This window comes from Micromonospora sp. NPDC049645, assembly GCF_040675155.1.
GTDB lineage: Bacteria > Actinomycetota > Actinomycetes > Mycobacteriales > Micromonosporaceae > Micromonospora.
On sequence record NZ_JBFAOI010000008.1, the window covers coordinates 77,910 to 96,294 of the forward strand.

General features: G+C 72.4%; 13 protein-coding genes. 5 read left to right on the plus strand and 8 right to left on the minus strand.

The window, feature by feature from the left end:
• Window positions 1–51: 51 nt before the first annotated feature.
• From AB0J33_RS19310 to AB0J33_RS19320, 3 genes are all read right to left on the minus strand, one after another.
• Complete coding sequence (locus tag AB0J33_RS19310) at window positions 52–498, minus strand: hypothetical protein (protein ID WP_363615361.1); 447 nt, start codon at window positions 496–498, stop codon at window positions 52–54.
• A 345-nt stretch (window positions 499–843) separates the two neighbouring features.
• Entirely contained in the window at window positions 844–1,161 is a 318-nt protein-coding gene (locus tag AB0J33_RS19315; RefSeq protein WP_363615363.1) for a DUF6244 family protein, read from the minus strand.
• Between the two features lie 110 nt (window positions 1,162–1,271).
• A complete protein-coding gene (locus tag AB0J33_RS19320; protein WP_363615365.1) occupies window positions 1,272–1,490 on the minus strand; it encodes a winged helix-turn-helix domain-containing protein in 219 nt (72 codons plus the stop codon).
• Between the two features lie 344 nt (window positions 1,491–1,834).
• Between AB0J33_RS19320 and AB0J33_RS19325 the strand changes: the two genes are divergently transcribed.
• The 4 genes from AB0J33_RS19325 (at window position 1,835) to AB0J33_RS19340 (ending at window position 3,992) form a co-directional block, all read left to right on the plus strand.
• On the plus strand, window positions 1,835–1,990 hold the full coding sequence (locus AB0J33_RS19325; RefSeq protein ID WP_363615367.1) for a hypothetical protein: 156 nt from the start codon (window positions 1,835–1,837) through the stop codon (window positions 1,988–1,990).
• Entirely contained in the window at window positions 1,987–2,685 is a 699-nt protein-coding gene (locus tag AB0J33_RS19330) for a hypothetical protein (protein WP_363615369.1), read from the plus strand. The genes AB0J33_RS19325 and AB0J33_RS19330 overlap by 4 nt, the downstream gene beginning before the upstream one ends.
• On the plus strand, window positions 2,679–3,182 hold the full coding sequence (locus AB0J33_RS19335; protein WP_363615371.1) for a hypothetical protein: 504 nt from the start codon (window positions 2,679–2,681) through the stop codon (window positions 3,180–3,182). Before AB0J33_RS19330 ends, AB0J33_RS19335 begins: the two co-directional genes overlap by 7 nt.
• Window positions 3,183–3,431: 249 nt before the next feature.
• Complete coding sequence (locus AB0J33_RS19340; protein WP_363615373.1) at window positions 3,432–3,992, plus strand: hypothetical protein; 561 nt, start codon at window positions 3,432–3,434, stop codon at window positions 3,990–3,992.
• A gap of 9 nt (window positions 3,993–4,001) precedes the next feature.
• Here AB0J33_RS19340 and AB0J33_RS19345 read toward each other — a convergent pair whose 3' ends face one another.
• The 3 genes from AB0J33_RS19345 to AB0J33_RS19355 all read right to left on the minus strand — a co-directional run bounded on the left by AB0J33_RS19345 (window position 4,002) and on the right by AB0J33_RS19355 (window position 10,134).
• The gene (locus tag AB0J33_RS19345; protein WP_363615375.1) at window positions 4,002–4,793 is read right to left on the minus strand and encodes a hypothetical protein; all 792 of its coding nucleotides are present in this window, start codon (window positions 4,791–4,793) and stop codon (window positions 4,002–4,004) included.
• Between the two features lie 2 nt (window positions 4,794–4,795).
• Window positions 4,796–7,342, minus strand: a complete 2,547-nt coding sequence (locus AB0J33_RS19350; RefSeq protein ID WP_363615377.1) for an FtsK/SpoIIIE domain-containing protein — start codon at window positions 7,340–7,342, stop codon at window positions 4,796–4,798.
• Window positions 7,343–7,440: 98 nt separating this feature from the next.
• Window positions 7,441–10,134, minus strand: a complete 2,694-nt coding sequence (locus AB0J33_RS19355; RefSeq protein ID WP_363615379.1) for a hypothetical protein — start codon at window positions 10,132–10,134, stop codon at window positions 7,441–7,443.
• Window positions 10,135–10,282: 148 nt separating this feature from the next.
• Here AB0J33_RS19355 and AB0J33_RS19360 point away from each other — a divergent pair, with 148 nt between their 5' ends.
• Window positions 10,283–11,815, plus strand: a complete 1,533-nt coding sequence (locus AB0J33_RS19360; protein ID WP_363615381.1) for a M1 family metallopeptidase — start codon at window positions 10,283–10,285, stop codon at window positions 11,813–11,815.
• A 288-nt stretch (window positions 11,816–12,103) separates the two neighbouring features.
• Here the strand turns inward: AB0J33_RS19360 and AB0J33_RS19365 are convergent, their stop codons facing one another.
• A complete protein-coding gene (locus AB0J33_RS19365) occupies window positions 12,104–13,639 on the minus strand; it encodes a glutamate synthase subunit beta (RefSeq protein WP_363615383.1) in 1,536 nt (511 codons plus the stop codon).
• Window positions 13,632–18,344, minus strand: a complete 4,713-nt coding sequence (gene gltB / locus AB0J33_RS19370) for a glutamate synthase large subunit (RefSeq protein WP_363615385.1) — start codon at window positions 18,342–18,344, stop codon at window positions 13,632–13,634. Before gltB ends, AB0J33_RS19365 begins: the two co-directional genes overlap by 8 nt.
• Window positions 18,345–18,385 lie beyond the last annotated feature (41 nt).

Below are 18,385 nucleotides of genomic sequence, written 5' to 3' on the forward strand. Positions count from 1 at the left end.
GGAAGCCATCCAGCTCGCCACCGTTCCGGCCGACCGGCTCAGGCACGCCGGTCACCCCGCTGCCTCAATGGCCGCCTCCACCTTGTCCAGGTAGTTGAACCACCACTGGCCCTCAGGCAGTGGTCGTGCCGCAAGCAGGCTCCCCGCAACGACGAAAGCCAAGACTACAACGTCGTCGGGCGTGAGCCGCTCGGTCAACGACCGACCCGCGAGGACAGCGTTCATGAACGTAGCTACTTCATCCGCGCTGACGGGTGCCCACGCCTCCATCCGGCCGATCTCCTCAGCCAGCACATCGACCTGTTGGGGTGTGGGCCTCGCACCGTGCAGATCGATAAGCACGAAGCCTGAGACTGCGACCACCAGCGCAAGAGCCGCCTTCTGCGCATCCTCATCGGGGAACGACTTGAGTGCCGCATCAAACCTGTTCAGGTCACGTTTTACCACCCAGTGAAGGGTGTCTCGAACGCGTTGTTCCGTGCGGTCATCGATGTTCATCGCCACTCCCCTGTTGTCGACGCTTAGCCTGCCATGCCTTGTAGGCCCCCGCCGTCGCCACACCTGCTATCAGAACGCCGCCGATGGCCTTGGGTACGAGCGGCAGAAACTCGACGAACGTCGCCCAGGCCGTCGAAGCAAAAGAACCGCCAAGAGCGATGGCCTCAGGGCTCACTCGCTCCCTGCGCGTCGGGCTCGGCGCCTCGGCCGCACTTCGATCTCGGAACGCAGAAGACAAACCGCTGGCGGTGGGCGTAGCGGCTGTCACGTGGCTTGGGATCGCAGGTCGCAAGGTGACGCTTGCTGCCGCGGGTGGCTGGCGGGTTGCGCTGCCACCACCCGTGGTCAGTTTCCCAGCGCTCGAACCTTGGCGATCGTCTCCTGCACGTGCTGCTTGGCCGGGTCGCCACCCTGAGACGCCTGCGCCAGCGCCTGACGATACGAATCGATCATGCCGACCAACGGGCCGGCGGCCACGCCCTCCAGCGCACCGGCGACGAGCGCCCGCGCCTCGGCCGCGTCCTGTGCTGCCGCTGCGGTCTTGGCCTTCGCCTCGTCCAGCTTTTGCGACGCCGCCGCCAACCTCGCGATGATCTGTGCTGCGCTCACGCGCACCTCCCCGTGATCGACCATCGCCTCCACCAGCACACCGGCAGAGACCACATGGGAGCGTACGAGATTCGCGCACGCAGCGCGACCGCGTGATCGCACTCTCGGCACGACGACGGCAACAGATTCCCCAAATTCGAGCCACGTAAGGGGACCGTATCTGCTCAGTGCTCGGCGACGAAGACACCCAGCCCGTGAACGCCTTCGACGAGGCCTTGGGTTTGTAGGACGAGAATCGCCTGCCGCACCACGCCAGCCGAGACACCGTGCTCAACACGAAGCTGGGAGGTGGATGGCAGCTTGTCACCTGGGGCGAGTTCACCGGACGCGATCTGCTCTCGGATATGGTCCGCGAGCTGCGCCCATTTGGGCTTGGCGGGCATGTCGTCTCCCTGGTCTGCACCGCCATTTGATCACACCCAACTAGTCAGTACAAGAACGGACTAGTCTGTCGTTGACTTGTACAGACTAGTGTGGCAAAGTTCGAATCGACCGGCTCCCTGGTCTGCAACCCGGAGCTGGTTCGTTCCCACCTCGCAGGAAGCGCCCGGTCGGTCGGTCCCCCCGTTCGACCGGGCGTGCCGGGGGCGTGCCCGCACGCCGCCCCGAGGCAAGAGCCGTGAGCAGCTAGGAGACGACCCGACGGGAGCCCTCGATGCCCGATCGACCCGACGAATCCCCCACCGATCCACCAGCCCCAGCCCTACCCGAGCAACGGCATCGCCTCGTGTCCGAACAGGACGTCGAGGACGCCGACGACGTCCTGTTCGCCCATCCGCCCCGCGTGGTCCGACGCTGGCTCTGCGAGTGCGGCGTCGACTACCCCTGCACCGACGTGCGCTTCGCTCTCCTGGTCAAGTCCAGTGCCGAGGCGGGCGAATGAGCCCAGATGCGGTGGAGGATCTACGGGCCGCCTGGCTGGCGACCATTTCCGCTGCCGATCGAGCGGGCGCACAGTTGCACGGGACAGGCCAACCCGGCCGGCGGTTGCCTTGGCAGGACGCGGTCACGGAGTGCTGGCGCGCGCTGAGCCTGGTCTACGCCGGCCTGGCCGCCGATCGGCACTCACCGGCAGGCTCGATCGGGGAGTTGTTCGCCGGTCTGCACGCTGCTCGGATCGACGCGGACCGGGCCGCCGCGCTGGCCGCCCGCGTCCGCTGGCGGTTGGGCGCGACCGAGGACCGGCTACGGCGTACCCGGGAGGTGGCGGACGTGGTCGCGGCCCGGCATTTCGCGGCGGCGATCTCCCGGTTGGACCTGGTCGTCGCCCGGCTCGCGATCGGCGGTTGCCGGATCGAGCGCTCGATGGCGGCCCTGATCGACCAAACGGTGGCGGCGCCTGACGGAGAGCCGGGGACACCACCCTCGCCGCCCCGGCCCGTCAGTCACCGCGACGCCGACCAGACCACCGGCCACGACCACGACGCCGCCCACGACAGGGCCAGCACTGCCAGCAGCGTCGAAGTGATCTCTCGCGGCTGTCAGACGGCGAGCGCTCTGGTGACCAGGCGGCACCGACTGACCAAACCACGCGCACACCGGAGAGCACTCACGATGATCAGGGAGCGACGATGGTGACCGACCCGCACGCGGCGTTACGCGGTCTGCTGACCGGGCGGCTGCGCGGCCACGAACGGCGGCTGGGCCGATTCGCCGAGCCGGACTGGCAGCGGTACGCGGATCTGCTCGCCGGTGCGCTGTTGGTGGCGGTACGGCGGCGGTTCGTCGCGGGGCAGGATCGCGCACCGGTGATCCGGTTCGTGGCGTCCGCTCGGGAACGCTACGACGCGACCGGGCGCGACGTCGACCCGGTGCTCGCCGAGGCGCTGGTGTGGGCGGCGCTCGGTGAGCGTCCGCCTGTGCCCCACGACGTGGCGGCGATCGTCGCGCGGACGGTGCTGCTGCTCGGCCTGCTCGAAGACGAGGGTCTCACCGACCGCGAACTCGACGAGATCCTCGTCGCCGCCGCACAGGCCGCAGGCGACACGACGCGCGGCGCGGATCGCCAGCGGGTAGGCGCACCAGTCGAGTCCGATCGACCCCAAGCCAGTCCAAGATCAACACGAGATAGCTGAAGTCGGGGTATCCCGGTGGCACGGACACCCCGACTTCATTGGAACCGAGTGGATCATGACCGGCGGCGGGCGCCGGGACGGGAGGGCACTGTGGACGGGCTGGGTCCGGACCACCATCGCGAGTTCGGGGACAATGCCCGAGCGCGGGGCCTCATAGACTCGGCACGTCCACGCACGGACAGCGGAGTGGTTCTGACCTCCCTGTCCACCCGGCCGGGGCCGAACAGATGGCGGAGAGGGTGACGCGGCTTGACGGCTCAGAAGGCAGGCACGAGATCCGCCGGTGCTGGCCACCTGGCCTGGGCCGTTGGGCTGTCCGGTGGGCTGCTCGGGCTGCTCGCCCTCCTGCTCGTCGTCTCCATCGCGACCGGTGGTGTGCAGAGCGTTCTCGGCAGCCTCCGGTCGTCGTCGCCGCCGACACCGGACGCTCCCGGACCGGCCCCGCAATCGTTGGCGCAGCTCGGCCGCGCGTGCATCGCCGAGACGAAGGGCCACGAGGCGGTGGCCCACTTTGAACGGGACATCCCGGAGGGCCGGTGGGGGGACAGGGTGCGTGGCACCGCCTCGGCGGCCAGTGAGCCGTACGTGCTGTGGCTCTTCGACGCCCAGTGCACGCCACACCCCGCTGTCGAGGTGCCGGCCCGAAGCAGTCGCACGTTCACGGCCCGGGTGGGTCAGGTCTGGTACTACGCCGAAGCGTCAGCCGGGCGACCCGTCGACGGCTTTGCCTGCCGCGTCTTCAGCCTCTCAAACAGCGACGCCACGCAGCAGTTCAGCGACACCGGCAAACTCATCTACCACCTGGACTAGACGCGGCTGTCAGCGCAGGCCGCGGACCAGCAGCAGGTAGGCGCAGTAGGCCATCGGCACCAACAGGAAGCAGATCAGGAATCCGAGCGGCAGGTAACGCGGCGGGGTGCCGGCGACCATGGCGGGTCTCCCCCAACGCCCCAGCACCAGGTACCCAGCGAAGAACGCCACCGCCGGCAACCCCGCGCAGATCCACGCGCCGAGGGTGAACCCGTCCACCAGACCGACCCCGGAGGCGAGCACCAGGATCAACACGAGCACGCCCGCCGCGGCGCCGCACGCGGCGTAGACGGCGACCGCCCGGGCCAGCGGTGACCAGGTCGGCAGCAACGCCGGCCGCTGCGCCAGCAGCTCCGCCTGCTGTCCGTGCCGGTCGGCCTCATCGGCCATCCGCCGGGCCAACTCCAACTCCACCGCCGGGTCGGCCGCCGCCGCGCGCTGCGTCGGCACCACACCGCCCGCCGGGCTCACCGCCGTCGGCAGCGCCAGCCGCGCCTCCCCCGCCGGCAGTTGGGGGTACGCCCCGACCCCCGCCCGCCCCGGCGCGCCGGCTGCGCCGGCGGGTTCCCCGTCCCCCGATCCGGCTCCGGTGGGAGGAGGGGCCGGAGCTGGCTGGTCGATGCCGATGGCTCGGCCGAGCTGGTCGAGGCGCTGCCCCTGGGCGGTCAGCCGCTGCTGGAGGTAGTCGACGGCGGCGTGCAGGTCGCGGCGACGCGCCGATTCGGTGGCGGCGTGCTGCTCCCCGGCGCGGCGCTGCTCGGAGAGTTGTCGGGCCAGTGCCGCGTACTCCTCGAAGGACACTGTCAGCGCTCCCCGTCCGGTTCGTGCCCGTCGCCGACGAACGGGACGATCAGCCGGGTGCGCTGGTCGTGCCGGTCGATCAGCAGCGCCCGGTCGGCGCGGGGCGTGTAGGTCAGGTCGTGCGCGCCCAGGTGCATCGCCAGCTCGGCGCCGGGCACGTTGAGCGCGACCAGGCAGGCGACGTCGTCGCGGTTCTGGGTGCCGCCGAGGTCGTCGGCGAGGCGACGGAGCCCACGCCACCAACCGAGCAGGTACACCCCCTGCCCGGGGCCCTGCCGCAGGACGGTGCGCAGGTCGTCCAGGCCGGAGCGGAACGTGTCGGGGTCGGCGGCCCCGAGGATCGGCGCTGCGGCGTCCATGCCGAACACCACCAGGTATTCGCGGCCGTTCGGCTCGGCGGCCAGCGCGGCGATCCGGTCGCGCAGCCCGGCGGCGTCGAGGCGCTGCACCGGGTGGCCGGCGTCCCGCAGCGTCGACTCGGTGTCGTCGGCGACCGGTTCGGCGACGGTGACCAGACAGGCCAGGTGGAACCGCGCGTCACCGGGGGTGTGCTGGCGGGCCAGGCTGAGTGTCGCGGCGCGCAGCACGTCCGCGCCGGTCGGTGCGGTGCCCACCACGGCGAGGTGCCGCCCCGGGGTGGTGTCCATCAGGAACAGCGCGGTGGTGCCGTGCACGTCGACGGTTCGACCGACCAGGGCCATCGGGCGTCGACCACCGGGGCGCAACCCGGCGAACGTGGGGTCGTCCTCGATCCGCGCGGCTTCGTACCCCTTGAAGACGGCGGGTGCCCGCGAGCCCGGCGGGCGGGACTGCCACAGTTCGTGGCGTAGCGCGGCGAGGTCCGCCGCGGCGGCGTGCGCGTCGGGAAAACGCAGCACGGTGTCGGCGCCGACCGCGCCGGCGGCGGTGTTGACCACGGCGGAGCCGACCGGCAGGGCCGCGGCGGAGTCGTTGAGCTGATCGAGCACCCCGCCACCGCCGGGCAGCGCCACCCGCAACGCGAACTGCCCGAAGATCGCCTCGGCCCGCCCGTAGAGGGCTTCGATGCCGGTCATGCTCTGGCTGGCGAGCACCAGGTGGATGCCGTACGAGCGGCCCTTGCGGGCCAGATCCTCCAGCAGGTCGACGGATTCGCGGGCCAGCGTGTCGTTGCCGGCGAGCAGCACGTGGAACTCGTCGATGACCGTCACGATGCGCGGCAGCGGATTGTCCCGGGGCAGGTCGGCGAGCTTGGTGACGCCGTGCCGTTTGAGCGCGGTGGCCCGACGCTGCGCCTCGCGACGAAGCTCGCGCAGCACCGCGAGACCGTATTCGCGGTCGGACTCGATGCCGACGGCGCGGGCGTGCGGCAGCCAGGACGGGTCCCGGCCGGTGGGCACGAACTCGGTGAAGCTCACGCCCTCCTTGAAGTCGAGCAGGTAGAGCTGCAACTCGGCCGGCGAGTAGCGGGCGGCCAGCCCGTAGAGGACGTCGAGGAGGAACACGGTCTTGCCGGCGCCGGTACGCCCGCCGACGAGCCAGTGCGGGGTGGCGTCGTCGAAGGCGAGCGTCAGCGGGGTGCCGAGGGCCGCGGTGCCGCCGGCTCGACCGATCACCGTGCGGAGACCGTTGCCGGCGGACTCGGCCCAGCGCCGCTCGGGCAGCAGGTCGGTGAAGGGCAACGCGTCGGCGCGGCGGGTGGCGGTGCCGAGGTGCTCGGCGAGCGCCCGGACCGAGGCGGGCGGTGGGTCGCCGTCGAGCAGCACGGGTGCGGCGAGGCCACTGCCGTCGACGCTGAACGGGGTGCCGGGCGGGTCGCCGACGTGCGCGTACCCCTGGTGCAGCCGCACCTCGGTGGTGCCGCCCAGCGGCGGCGGGGTCTCGCCGGGCAGCCGGGACGGGTGGCCGGCGAGCAGCACGCACACGGCGGCGGCCGGGCCGGCGTGGGTGAGCGCGGCGAGCCGGGCCAGCTCACGCGGCGGCGGCGCGGCGGTGGCGACCACCACCAGCAGCCGTCGGGCGGCGGGCAGCGCGTGCTGTGCGGCGCGGGCGTGCTGTTCGGCGGCGTCCAGCAGCGCGGCCACCTCGGCCTCACCGGTGGCCGGCGGGTCGAGCACACCGGCGTCGAGCAGTGGGCGCAACGGGCCGAAGGTGGCGCCGAGCGCGGCGGTGTCGATGCCGGCGACGCGGACCCGACCGGGCGGCGCGGTGGCGACCAGCCGCAGCACCAGCGCCCGCAGCAGCCCGGCGACCTGCGGGTCCCGGGCGTCGGCGTCCAGGGCCAGGTGGTGGCCGCCGCCGAGCGGGACGAGCACCGGGAAGCCGCCGTCCGAGGTGGACGCCTCGCCGATCCGCACCGCGGCCGGCTCGTCGGTCAGCGGCGTGACGCCCGGCGCGGGCGTGGCCAGGGCGCCACCCAGGCGGGCGAGGCGGGCCACCAGGTCGTCGCCGCCGACCGGCGCGGTGGCGACCGGCGCCGCGCCCAGGACGCCGCGGGCGGTGTCCAGATGCGCCCGAGCCGCCCGGTGGGAGTTGACCGCCTGCCCGTACGCCGACGCGAGCCTGCCCACCCTCTGCCCCCAACGCCGACGGCCGCCTGGTCCCAGGAACCCTAACGGACACCGGTGGCACCCGGACAGTCCTGCGAGGACGTGTCACGCCGGCCCGGTCAGGCGGGGCCGCACGCCGCCGGGCCGGAGACGTCCGCCAGCCCGCAGCGGAACACCTCCACCGGCGCCCTCGCCACGTCGGGCACCTGCTCGACCCGCATCAGGGCCAGTCGTTTGTCGACCGGCTCCCCCGAGTCGGGCGTGAACCGGATCAGCCCGGCCACCCCCGGGTAGCCCTGACCGGTGTTCTGCCGCAGCACCTCCGCGTGCACGGCGACCGGGTTGACCGAATCCGGCTCCCAGCGCTGCCGCGGGTCGGCGTGGTGCAGCCGGGCGGCGAGGCTCTCCACCGCCCGAACCAGCATCATCGCCGCGTCGTAGGCGAGGCTGACCCTTTCGCCGACCTGCTCCTCGGACCCAGGCCGGCAGCGCGGCGGGTCGAGCAGGTCGTCGGCCTGGATCCAGGCCAGGAAGCTGGCCCGCGCGGCGTCGCGCCGGTCCTGGGCGGCCCGCAGCGCGGCACAGGTGGCCAGGGACGCCTTCGATACGTACGTGACGGGCAGGTTGCCGGGCGCGGCGGCGCGCAGCCCCGGGTTGGCCATGTAGCGGTTGGCCGAGTCGTCGGCGACGAGGTGTCGGGGCGGGTTGCCGCCGCACTCGCGCAGCGCCCGCAGGAAACCGTCGAACTCCGACCATCGGCCCGCGTAGAAGAGCAGACCGGGGTAGCCGCACTCGTCGGTCAGCCGCTGCCCGGTGCGCCACTCGTCGAGGCGGGTGATCCGGGTGCCGAACCGTTGTCGGAGCCCGTCGACGAGGGTGCCCACGTAGAGGTCCTCGGTGAGCGAACTGCCCTCCAGTGTGGTGTAGAAGACGTGCGCCTCCTTGACCTTCAGCACCTGCTGGGCGTACGCGTCGATCAGCTTCACCTGGTCCGTGTTCGGCGCGGAGATCTGCAGGTAGAGGCGGGAGTTGGCGTCCATCTTGTCGGCGGAGAGGGTGGGCGCCAGCACCGGCAGCCCGACCTGGTTCAGCTCACGCAGCGCGCGGGCGGTGCTGGTGCGGCTCTCCACCAGCCCGACCACCCCGAGCACCGTGGGGTCGTCGCGGGCCAGCTCGGCCAGCATCGCCACGGCCCGGTCGGCGTAGATCATCTGTCGGCCGCCGTTGGCCACCACGATCCGCAGCAACGCGGCCCCGTCGGCGCCCGCCGACTCCTTCAGCAACGCGTACTGGGCGGTGGCCATGCCCTCGAGCTCCTCGCGCTCGGAGACGTACGACTCCTCGTCCGCGCGGGTCCGGTTGCCGGTCAGCGTGCCGAGGTAGACCAGGGTGAGGAAGGGCCGGCGTCGGTCGCTGCGTTGCCAGACCTCCTCGGCGGCGCGGTTCTGCGCGAAGATGCGCCGCTGGACGGTGCGCAGCCGGTCCTGGCCAGGGTCGTTGTTGAACACCTGCGCGGCGCTGTCGCTGTAGCCGACACACTCGCCGCTCGCGGCCACCTCGACCGAGACCTGACCGGTGAGCGAGGGGTGACAGCCCGGCCCCCACCGGCTGGCCACCCAGACCCCGAGCGCCGCCACCAACACCAGACAGAGCGCCGCCGGCAGGAAACGCCGCGACCACCACGGCGGGTCGGGCGCGGAGAACGGCCGCAGCCCGCCACGCGACGGTGGGCCGGTGTCGGTGTCGTCGGGTCGCAGCGCCACCAGCCAGGTGGCCGGGCGGCGCAGCCGTCGCATCTCCGGCAGCGCCTCGACCCACTCGTCGTACGCCTCGTCGGCTTCGGTCAACGGGTGCGGTTCGGGCAGGTCCGGTGGGGGTTGCCCGCCGGACGCGACGATGAGCAGCGGGTCGTTGCGGCCGGTCTCGGTGCGCACGTCGCCGATCAGGCGGACCAGTTCCCCGCCGACGTTGCCGGGTGCGACGTGATCGAGCAGCAGCGCCGGGTACGCGGTGCGCCGCCAGTCCGACGGACGCCACGGCCGACGCCGGTACGCCTGCCGCAGGTCCTCCAGGAACGCGTGCAGCAGCAGCTTGTTGACCTGGTCGGGTTGCTCCCCGTCGCGCCAGCCCGCGGTGAGGCGCTCGGCGAAGCCGAGGAAGGTGACCGACTGCCGGGGCGCCAGGTACTGCTGGCGCATGAACCAGTTGTAGTGCCGCCCCAGCACCGGCACCCGCCCGGACACGGCGGCCCGGAAGACCACCCCCGGCACGGCGCGGCGGATCAGCCAGAGCAGCACCTGCGACACGATGCTGACCGCGTCACCGCCGGAGGGTGGCGCCTCCGGCGTACGCGGGCCCTTGCGGTCGCGTAGTCGGCGGACCAGGGCGGCGCGGCTGTCGTCGGCGTCGACGCCGAAGCTCAGGCTCTGCTGCATCAGCCAGTCGGCGAGCGGATAGTGGCGGAAGCGCAGCCGGGCGGCGCCGAACGCCTCCAGGGAGAGCTGCCGGTGCAGCTCGCGCAGCAGCGCCGGCACGTCCCCGGCACCGGGCGGCACGTCGGCGTCCAGCACGGCGTGCGGAACCCGCCGCCGGGGCCCCTGGCCGAGGAACCGGCGCAGCGGCACCATCAGATCCGCGGTGTCGGAGCGGACCAGCCACAGCAGCGGCAGCCGACGGTCACCCCGGCGGGGTCGCCGCAGCAACCGGGCGAGCAGCGCGAAGAACTCCAACCCACCGTCCGGTAGCCGCTCCCGGCCACCGGAGGACTGCCGCTGACCGATCAACTCCCGCTTGGGCACCTCCGACCGCCGCACGCGTCACCTCCGATCCACACAGTGTGACCTTGCGGCGCAAGGCACGCCAGAGCAGCCATCGACCGATCCTAGGTGTGGCGGGCCGGCGACGTTCACAGTTGTCGATTAGGTTGACGTGGCGAACACCCAACGGAGGGAGTCCCACCCCGTGCGACGAGTCCTCACGGCGGCCACCACCGCCCTGACCCTCACCACTGCCGGCACCATGCTCGCCGGCACCCCCGGCCAGGCCGCCCCGGCGACCTGGGGCCGTCCCGTCGTCACCGCCGCGCCGCAACCCGGCGCGCCCGGACTGGGCGACAGCTACTTCCCCGACTACGGCAACGGCGGCTACGACGTCGAGCACTACGACGTCCGGCTGCGCTACGAGCCGGCCACCGACCTACTCACCGGCACCACCACGATCCTCGCCACCGCCACCCAGGACCTCTCGACGTTCAATCTGGACTTCCTGCTCGACGTCGAGTCGGTCCGGGTCAACGGGTGGGCGGCGAGCACCAGCACGGCCGGTGCGCACGAGTTGGTGGTCACCCCGGCCCGCACGGTCACCCGGGGCCAGCAGCTGACCATCGTCGTCCGTTACACCGGCGTCCCGTCGGAGGCCCTGGTCGACGGCTACACCGGCTGGACGCGTACCGACGACGGCGCCCTCGCCGTCAACGAGCCCGAGTCGGCGTGGTGGTGGTTCCCGAGCAACGACCACCCGCTGGACAAGGCCACCTTCGACATCTCGGTGTCGGTGCCGACCGGCGTCGAGGTGATCAGCAACGGCGTGCAGCCGCGCCCGCCGATCGCCGAGGCCGGTAACCGCACCCGGTGGATCTGGCGGACCACCTCCCCCACGGCCACCTACCTGGCCTTCATGGCCATCGGCCAGTACGACATCGTCACCGACACCACCCCGGGCGGTCAGCCGGTGATCAACGCGTACAGCACCTCACTGGGCGCGCTCGGGCCGGCCGCGCGGGCCAGCATCGAGCGGACCGGCGAGATCGTCGACTGGGAGAGCGGCATCTTCGGGCCGTACCCGTTCGAGGCGCAGGGCGGCGTGGCCGGGCCGGTGGACGGCATCACCTTCGCCCTGGAGACGCAGACCCGACCGGTGTACGGGCCGGGCTTCTGGCGACGCGGCGCCAACACGTACGTGGTGGCGCACGAGAACGCCCACCAGTGGTTCGGCGACTCGGTCTCGGTGGCCGAATGGCGCAACATCTGGCTCAACGAGGGCTTCGCGTCGTACGCCGAGTGGCTCTGGTCGGAGGAGCAGGGTGAGGGCACCGCGCAGGAGGTCTTCGACTTCACCTACGCCAGTTACCCGGCCGACGACGAGTTCTGGCAGGTGCTGCCCGGCGACCCGGGCGCCGGTCGGGTCTTCGACAACGCCGTCTACGACCGGGGTGCGATGACCCTGCACCAGCTGCGGTTGGCCGTCGGCGACGACGCGTTCTTCGAGATCCTGCCGGCCTGGACCGCCGAGCACCGGTACGGCAACGGCACCATCGAACAGTTCCAGGCCCTGGCCGAGCAAATCTCCGGGCTGGACCTGGACGACCTCTTCACCACCTGGCTGTTCACCGCCGGCCGACCCGACGTGGCCACCGCCGCCCGCAAGGCCGCCCCACCCGCGCAACCCAAGTCCTGGGCCAAGATCCGCGAATCGCACCACCTGCTGTCGCACTAGGACCGGCGGCGGCCGGAGGCACCCGACGCGCACGCGGGTGCCTCCGGCCGCGAGGGTCAGCCGACCGTGCGGTACGCGTCCTGTCGAGCTGCCCCACGGGTGGGGCGACGACGACGGCACCCGGTGGCCCGCCGCCCGCCTGACGCGAACGCCCACGGTCGTCGGCCCATATCTGGGGCAGCTCGACAGGCGCTGGTGGGGAAAATGCTCCCCGACCCCGCCCGCCTACCGCCACCCACTCACCGCACCGGTCGTCTCGACCGCGCGGATGTGCCGGGGGCCCCCAGCTCAGCGAGCGGCGAGGGCCTGCGCTGCCGGGCCCACCGGAGCCGGCAGCGCGCCGACACCGCCCAGATAGCCGTGGATGGCGGCGGCGGCCGCCCGACCCTCGGCGATGGCCCAGACGATCAGCGAGGCGCCCCGGTGCATGTCACCGGCCACGAACACCCCGTCGGCGTCGGTCTGCCAGTCGTCGCGGGCGTCGATGGCGCCCCGAGGGTTGCGGGTCACGCCGAACTGGGCCAGCAGCGGCTGCTGCTCGGTGCCCTCGAAGCCGATCGCCAGCAGCACCAGATCGGCCGGCAGCTCCCGCTCCGAGCCCGGCACCACGGTGACGACCCGGCGGCCGTCGCGCTTCTCCACGGTCACCTCGGCGATCCGCACCGCCCGCACCTGGCCGGTGCCGTCGTCCACGAACTCCTGCACCGCCACGGCGAAGACCCGCTCGCCACCCTCCTCGTGCGCCGGGTAGCTGCGCAGGATCCACGGCCAGGTCGGCCACGGGTCGCGGGCCTCGTCACGCTGCTGCGGCGGCTGCGGGTACAGGTCGAGCTGGTGCACGCCCGCCGCGCCCTGGCGGTGCGCGACGCCGAGGCAGTCCGCCGCCGTGTCGCCACCACCGATGATCACCACGTGCTTGCCGGCCGCGTCGATCGGGGTGCCGTCCGGCAACACCGCCCGCGCCAGCCGCCGCTCGCCGGTGGCCACCACGCCGGCCTGATCGGTGGCCGCGGTGGCGACCGCGCGATTCGCCGCGACCAGGTGCGCCATCGCCTGGTGTACGCCCCGAAGCGCCCGCCCCGGGGTCTCCGGCGTGTCCCGGCCCTGCAACGCCCCACAGGCCAGCAGCACCGCGTCGTGCTCGGCGCGCAACTGCTCGGCGGTGACGTCCACCCCGACGTTCACGCCGGTGCGGAAGCGCACCCCCTCGGCGGTGAGCTGGGCCAACCGGGCGTCGATGTGCCGCTTCTCCAACTTGAAGTCGGGGATGCCGTACCGGAGCAGGCCACCGATCGCGTCGTCGCGCTCGTACACCGTCACCGCGTGACCGGCGCGGGCCAGTTGCTGGGCGGCGGCGAGACCGGCGGGCCCGGAGCCGACGACGGCGACCGACCGGCCCGACGGCGCCGGCACCGGACGCGGGGTGAACCCGCGCGCCGCGGCGGCGTCGGCGATCTCCACCTCGACCTGCTTGATCGTCACCGGTTGACCACCGGAGATGCCGAGCACGCAGGCCGCCTCGCAGGGCGCCGGGCAGAGCCGGCCGGTGAACTCCGGGAAGTTGTTGGTGGCGTGCAGCGACTCCACCGCGGCGTCCCAGTTGCCGGTACGCACCAGGTCGTTCCAGTCCGGGATGCGGTTGCCCAGCGGGCAACCGTCATGGCAGAACGGGATGCCGCAGTCCATGCATCGGGTGGCCTGCTCACGGATGAGCTCCTCGCCGGCCGGCGGGTACACCTCCCGCCAGTCGCTGATCCGCACCGGCACCGGGCGGCGGGCCGGCAGCCGCCGGTCGTAGCGCAGGAAACCGTTCGGGTCAGGCACGTGCCACCTCCTGGGCAGCCACCCGCGGGGCGGGCGGCACCGGCATCGCCGGCACAGCGGGTGCGGTCAGTTCGGTCATGACCGCGTCATCGACGTCGCGGCCGGCTGCTTCGGCGGCCCGCATGATCTCCAGCACCCGGCGGTAGTCGCGGGGCACCACCGCGGTGAACTCGGCCACCGCCTCCGGCCACCGCTTGAGCAGCTCCTCGGCGACCGCCGACCCGGTCTCGGCCACGTGCCGTTGGACCAGCTCGTGCAGCAGGGACTGCTCCTGCTCGCCCAGCGGCACCAGGTCGACCAGCTCCGCGTTGACCCGGCCCCGGTCCAGGTGGTGCACGAACGCCGTGCCACCGGACATGCCGGCCGCGAAGTTGCGGCCGGTCGCGCCGAGCACCACCACCGTGCCGCCGGTCATGTACTCGCAGCCGTGGTCACCCACGCCCTCGACCACGGCGACCGCGCCGGAGTTGCGGACCGCGAACCGCTCCCCCACCCGGCCGCGCAGGAAGACCTCGCCCGCCGTGGCCCCGTACAGGATGGTGTTGCCGGCGATGATCTGATCCTCGGCCCGCTGCCCCGGTTCGGCGTCGGGGTCGAGGAACGGCGCGGCGGCGTCCGGACGGACGATGAGCCGCCCGCCGGAGAGGCCCTTGCCCACGTAGTCGTTGGCGTCGCCGTGCAGGCGCAGGGTCACCCCGCGCGGCAGGAACGCGCCGAACGACTGCCCAGCCGTGCCGTGCAGCACGAACTCGATGGTGTCCTCGGGAAGGCCGGCGCCACCGAAGCGACGGGTCACCTCACCGCCGAGCATCGCGCCGACGCTGCGGTGCTCGTTGCGCACCGCCACCTCGACCCGCACCGGCGCACCGTCCAATAAAGCCGGACGGGCCAGCGCGATCAGCTCGTTGTCGAGTGCCTGCTCCAGGCCGTGATCCTGCGCGCGGACGCCGCGTCGCGCCGCGCCGGCGGGCAGCTCCGGCAGGTGCAGGACGGGCGCCAGGTCCAGCCCGTGCGCCTTCCAGTGCGTCACCGCCGGGGCCACGTCGAGCAGCTCGGACTGCCCGATCGCCTCCTCGATCGACCGGAAGCCCAACTCGGCCAGGTAGCCCCGGACCTCCTCGGCGAGGAACAGGAAGAAGTTCTCCACGAACTCCGGCTTGCCGGTGAAACGCTCCCGCAGCACCGGGTTCTGGGTGGCGATGCCGACCGGGCAGGTGTCCAGGTGGCAGACCCGCATCATCACGCAGCCCTCGACGATCAGCGGCGCGGTCGCGAAGCCGAACTCCTCCGCGCCGAGCAGCGCCGCGATCAGCACGTCCCGGCCGGTCTTGAGCTGGCCGTCGACCTGCACGGTGACCCGGTCGCGCAGCTTGTTGAGCAACAGCGTCTGCTGCGCCTCGGCCAGCCCCAGCTCCCACGGGGTGCCGGCGTGCTTGAGCGAGTTCATCGGGGAGGCGCCCGTCCCACCGTCGTGGCCGGAGATCAGGATGACGTCCGCCTTGAGCTTCGCCACCCCGGCGGCGACGGTGCCGACGCCGACCTCGCTGACCAGCTTGACGTGCACCCGGGCCGCCGGGTTGACGCACTTCAGGTCGTGCACCAGCTGGGCGAGGTCCTCGATGGAGTAGATGTCGTGGTGCGGCGGCGGCGAGATCAGACCCACGCCGGGGGTGGCGTGCCGGGTCCGGGCGATCCACGGCCACACCTTGTTGCCGGGCAGCTGACCACCCTCGCCCGGTTTGGCGCCCTGGGCCATCTTGATCTGGAGGTCGTCGGCGTTGACCAGGTATTCGCTGGTCACCCCGAACCGTCCGCTGGCGATCTGCTTGACCGCCGAACGGCGGGCCGGGTCGTGCAGCCGCTCGACGTCCTCGCCACCCTCACCGGTGTTGGACTTCCCGCCGAGACGGTTCATGGCGATGGCGAGCGTCTCGTGCGCCTCCGCCGAGATCGACCCGTACGACATGGCGCCGGTGGCGAACCGCTTGACGATCTCGGTGGCCGGCTCGACCTCCTCGATCGGCACCGCCGGGCGGAGCCCGGTGCGCAGCGTGAACAACCCCCGCAGCGAGCCGGCCTGCGCGGCGAGCGCGTCGACCTTGGCCGTGTACTGCCGGAAGACGTCGTACTGGCGGGTGCGGGTCGCGTGTTGCAGCAGGAAGACCGTCTCCGGGTTGAACAGGTGCAGCTCACCCTCGCGGCGCCACTGGTACTCGCCACCGACCTCCAACCGGGCGGAGGTGGCGGTGCCGGCCGGGGGCCAGGCCAGCGCGTGCCGGGCGGCCACCTCGGTGTGCACGCCCGCGAGACCCACTCCGCCGATCCGGCTGGGGGTGCCCCGGAAGTAGCGCTCGACCAGCCGGGTGTCCAAGCCGACCGCCTCGAAGACCTGCGCTCCGCAGTACGAGGAGACCGTCGAGATGCCCATCTTGGACATGATCTTCAGGACGCCCTTGCCGAGCGCCTTCGCGTAGTTGCGCACGGCGGCGGCCGGCTCCACACCCACCAGCGCGCCCGTGGCGACCATGTCCTCCACCGACTCGAACGCCAGGTACGGGTTGACCGCCGCCGCGCCGTAGCCGATCAGCACCGCCGCGTGGTGCACCTCCCGGCAGTCGCCGGACTCGACGATCAGCGCCGCCTGGGTACGTGTCTGCTCGCGGACGAGGTGCTGGTGCACGGCGGCGGTGAGCAGCAGCGACGGGATCGGCGCCAGGTCGGCGTTGGAGTCCCGGTCGGAGAGCACCAGGATGCGGACGCCGTCCTCGATCGCCTCGGAGACGTGCCGGCAGATCTCGGTCAGTCGTGCCTTGATCCCGGCGGCGCCCTCCCGGATCCGGTACAGCCCGGAGACCCGCACCGCCTTGAAGCCGGGCAGGTCGCCGTCCTCGTCGATGGAGAGGATCTTCGCCAGCTCGTCGTTGTCGATGATCGGGTGCGGGAGCACGATCTGTCGGCAGCTCGCGGCGCCCGGGTCGAGCAGGTTGCCCTCCGGGCCGATGGTCGACGCCAGGCTGGTCACCAGCTCCTCGCGGATGGCGTCCAACGGCGGGTTGGTGACCTGGGCGAAGAGCTGGTGGAAGTAGTCGTAGAGCAGCCGTGGCCGGGTGGACAGCGGGGCGATCGGGGTGTCCGTGCCCATCGAGCCGAGCGGCTCGGCGCCGGTACGGGCCATCGGCGCGAGCAGGATCTTCAGCTCCTCCTCGGTGTAGCCGAAGGTCTGCTGCCGGCGACGTACCGAGTCGTGCGTGTAGACGGTGTGCTCGCGGGCCGGCAGGTCGTTCAGCTCGATCAGGCCGGCGTGCAGCCACTCGCCGTACGGCTGGGCGGCGGCCAACTCGGACTTGATCTCCTCGTCGTGGACGATCCGGCCCGCGACGGTGTCGACCAGGAACATCTTGCCCGGCTGGAGCCGCCCCTTCGCGACCACGTGGGCCGGGTCGAGGTCGAGCACGCCCGCCTCGGAGCCGAGCACCACGAGCCCGTCGTCGGTCTGCCACCAGCGCCCCGGACGCAGCCCGTTGCGGTCCAGCACCGCGCCGACGATCTCGCCGTCGGTGAAGGCCACCGACGCCGGACCGTCCCACGGCTCCATCAGGCTGGCGTGGAAACGGTAGAAGGCACGCTTGGCCGGATCCATCGCGGGATCGTTCTCCCACGCCTCGGGGATCATCATGAGCACCGCGTGCGGCAGGCTCCGCCCGGCCAGGTGCAGCAACTCCAGGACCTCGTCGAAGTTCGCCGAGTCGGAGGCGGCCGGGGTGCAGACCGGGAAGACCCGCCGGATGTTGCCCGGCACGTTCGGCGAGCGCAGCAGCGCCTCGCGGGCCTGCATCCAGTTGCGGTTGCCCCGGATCGTGTTGATCTCGCCGTTGTGGGCGATGAACCGGTACGGGTGCGCCAGCGGCCAGGACGGGAAGGTGTTGGTGGAGAAGCGGGAGTGCACCAGCGCGATCGCGCTGTCCACCCGCTCGTCGCGCAGGTCCGGGTAGAACGCCGGCAACTGGTCGGGCGTGAGCATGCCCTTGTAGACCATGGTGCGGCTGGACAGCGACGGGAAGTACGCGGGCACGCCCCGCTCGGCGGTCTCCCGCTCGGCCTGCTTACGCAGGCAGAACGCCACCCGGTCCAGCTCGAGACCGCGCAGCGGGGAACCGGCCGGCCCGCCGGGTGCGTCGGTCAGTCGGTGCGCGGCCAGGAAGACCTGCCGGACCCGGGGCATCGCCGCCAGGGCGGTCTCGCCCAACTCGCTGGGGTCGATCGGCACGTCCCGCCAGCCGAGCAGATCGGCGCCCTCGACCAGCGCGTACTTCTCGACCACCCGACGGGCACGCGCCTCCGCGGCATCGTCGTCGGGCAGGAAGACCAGCCCGGTGGCGTACTCACCGGCCGGGGGAAGCGCCACGCCGGCCACCGCGCGCAGGAACGCGTCGGGCACCTGGATCATGATGCCCGCGCCGTCGCCGGTGTTCGGCTCCGCGCCGCGGGCGCCCCGGTGGTCCAGCCGGCAGAGCGCGCCGAGCCCATTGGCGACGACCGAGTGTGAACGCCGGCCGTGCAGGTCCGCCACGAAGGCCACGCCACAGGCGTCGTGCTCCTGCGCGGGGTCGTAGAGGCCCTGGGCGGACGGGCGGGGGTCGGGCGTCGGGGACGCCTGTGGGCTGTGCGGGTACGGCTGTGTCTTGTCCGCGTACGGCTGAGCCACCGGGCCTCCTGTCGTCACTCAGGTTGGATCATGGTGGGGAC